Origin of the sequence: Sulfurovum sp. bin170, from assembly GCF_010892395.1 — a bacterium.
Classification (GTDB): domain Bacteria; phylum Campylobacterota; class Campylobacteria; order Campylobacterales; family Sulfurovaceae; genus UBA1140.
This window is the reverse complement of sequence record NZ_JAACKB010000455.1, coordinates 1-2897: the sequence shown is the minus strand read 5'-3', so window position 1 is coordinate 2897 and position 2897 is coordinate 1. Positions and strand designations below refer to the sequence as shown.

The following is a 2897-nucleotide window of genomic DNA, read 5'->3' as shown; positions in this document are numbered from 1 at the left end:
TTTATCTTCACTATCAGTTTTTTTATCCTCTTTGTTCTCTTTAAAATGTAATACAATCCCTGCAATAGCAACTATCGCTCCAAATATCATTAAAACCATTTTATATCGTTCATCCATTTTTATATCCTCCCATTATAATTTTTTTAAGTTACCCAAATAACCCTTAGAGATAGTTTTTAATTATTAAAATATAATTGTTTCACAACTTTTTTGCTGTATAATTGTGATTTTATATTAAGGATTTTTAGATGAGAAGATTAATCACAAATATAATAGTAGTTCTATTACTATTTTCTATAGTTGGTTGTGGTGAGGAAGGCATTCCCTCCGTACAACCAGTAGCGAATGATATAGACAAGATAAAACGAGGTGAAGCGTTTTTTAAAACTTCTGAACAATTTAATCGCTACTATACTGATACACAATATATTTCAACCAAAATTATTTATGTAACACCTAATGGTGATGGAGATGGGAGTATATCTAATCCAATGTCAGTAGATGATGCATTTATTCAAATATCAGCTGGAGAGGAGATTCGTTTTCTTTCAGGTGAGTATAGTGGATGTTGGGAATTAGATATAAATAGGTCAGGAACTTATGATAGACCAATTGTTGTTAAAGCTGAATCTAATGTTAATATAAACTGTTGTAGTACAGGTAGAAAGGCTTGTTTTAATCTGGAGTATGCTAACTATGTAGCTATTGATGGATTTCATCTTATAGGTGGTGATTATGGGGTTCGCAGTGTAGGTGGCTATGCTACAAGTGAACATCAAAAAGGTATAGCAATACTCAATAACCATGGAGAGCATCAATACAAAGACCCCTTTTTCTCTGGTGGTTCAGATTGGATAGTTCTTGAAAGTAATATTGCTAATGGTGCAGGTGGTGGAGATGGGCATGGTATCTATCTCTCCAATGGAGGAGACTGGATGATTGTTCGTAATAATAATCTTTACAGTAATAGCAATTCTGATTTTCAAATCAATGCAGACCCAGCAAGTACCTGTGAAGGTAAGGGGATTACATATGATGATTCTCGATGTGATGGTAGTGCTTTGTATGGTTTAGGACAAGGTATTTCAGAATTTATATTGGTTGAAAATAACTATTTTCATCATAGTGAAGTTGGTCCAAATTTTACTTCTGTGCGTAACTCTATCATTCATAATAATATCATAGGTTTTTATAATCGTCACAACACAAGCTTTTGGCAGGAGAGTAATAACCCTAAACTTGGTTCTAGCAACAATATTATTGAGCATAACCTATTTATTGGGAATAATCGCAGTCATGTTTTGAAGTTTATTCGTAACTCAACCAATAATCAAGTTCGCAATAATATTTTACTTGGTATCTCTAGTGATAACCACTCTATCAACAACCATACACTACTCATAGAGCAGGATAATAGCACAGAATATAGCAATCTTTTTGAATCAAATTATCTTGTAGGAGGTTATTTTGAATATTATACACCTAGTGGAACCAATTCACAAAATAGTAACTTCAATATAAATTGGTTTGAAAATTTTCCTAGTGATAGGATGGGAGATATCTATAGCTTCAAACCAACAACTGATGCACCTTTTTTAAATTTAGGTCAAATGCAAAGCTCTTCTACTTTGGATATAACAGGAAATCCTCGTTCTAATCCAGTAGATTTAGGTCCTTGGCATGAAGAGACAGATAGTACAAATGGGCATAGTGGATTATTAAATAACTCAATAAAAAAGGAATAAAAATGTTTTTATCAAAACTTATAAAATACTCTCGGGTAGTAGTAGCTACACTACTCTTGACTGCATGTGGTAGTAGTAGTTCTACAGAAATAGATGGCAATGCAACTACATATATAGATGCAAACTCCACTACATCAGGTAACACCTCTACAGAAGATAAGATAACTTTAAAAATATATGTAGCAGGAGAGAGCATAGAGGAGTTTAATCATATGAAAACTCTGCCATTTAATGCTGATGGAACCCTAAATGGTACAGCCAATAGTAAAGATGAGTATGGTTGGATGGTTCCATTTGCACAACGACTTCAAATTCGTGATTCCAATCTAGCTGTGCAGTGGGTGGGAGCTAACTGTTGGTCAAATCAGAATACTTATGAGTGTTCGGATGCTACCTATACCAACTCGACTATTGGGCATACTTCAGCTCTAGCTGGTAGTACCATTGAGTCATGGCAAATTGTTTTTGGAGAGGAACTGGCAAATCAAGAACACTGTTATGATATTGCTTTTGCTTCACGAGGAGGAAATGACCTCAATATTGATTTATCAGCAACGACCTATGAAGCACAACTGAAAGAGTTGGTTTTAGATTTAGATCAGGGTTCAAACTGTCGTACCCATCCCATTGTCTATGTCACTGCTCATATGTTGGATACTGGTTCCATGAATTCTACGCATAGCCAATCTGATGTGGATGGTTGGTTAGAGAGACAGAAAGCTTATTATGTAGATATTACCAAACGGGTAGTCGATGATCTAAACAGCGATGGTAGAAATATCCGTTTTATTGATATGTGGACACCCATTTATGAAGATACCAAAAGTACTGCTTTTCCCACAGAGACATGGTGGATAACCGAAAATGGTGTTAGAAAACCTGATTTGGAGAAGATACATTTAGATGGGACTCAACATCCCGCAAGATTGGCTTCTATATTTATGGGAGAGAGTGTTGCAGATCAAATTAATATATCCGAGATAAAAGCTCTAAAGTGAGGTGATTGTTATATTAGACTTCTTACAAAACTCATTTGGAATCGGAGACTTTAGTCCAATGCCAATGAAATAAGCTTTTTTTTGAACCAAATAGTTCGGGTGTAAACACGCCGATTCCGAAAATGCAGATTGCATATAAGGAACCGATGGCTTC

Annotated in this window: 2 protein-coding genes; both read left to right on the top strand. The window is 35.0% G+C overall.

The features are described from left to right. The first annotated feature begins 248 nt into the window (after nt 1–248). Nucleotides 249–1745 (top strand): hypothetical protein, encoded by a 1497-nt coding sequence (locus GSY74_RS10660; RefSeq protein WP_164665125.1) that lies wholly within the window; start codon nt 249–251, stop codon nt 1743–1745. Nucleotides 1746–1747: 2 nt separating this feature from the next. Then, nucleotides 1748–2743, top strand: coding sequence for a hypothetical protein (locus GSY74_RS10655; protein ID WP_164665123.1), 996 nt, complete (start codon nt 1748–1750; stop codon nt 2741–2743). Nucleotides 2744–2897 lie beyond the last annotated feature (154 nt).

Bases quoted from the DNA above. Each gene is read 5' to 3' on its own strand.
- GSY74_RS10660 (WP_164665125.1), top strand. From the start codon at position 249: ATGAGAAGATTAATCACAAATATAATAGTAGTTCTATTACTATTTTCT.
- GSY74_RS10655 (WP_164665123.1), top strand. From the start codon at position 1,748: ATGTTTTTATCAAAACTTATAAAATACTCTCGGGTAGTAGTAGCTACA.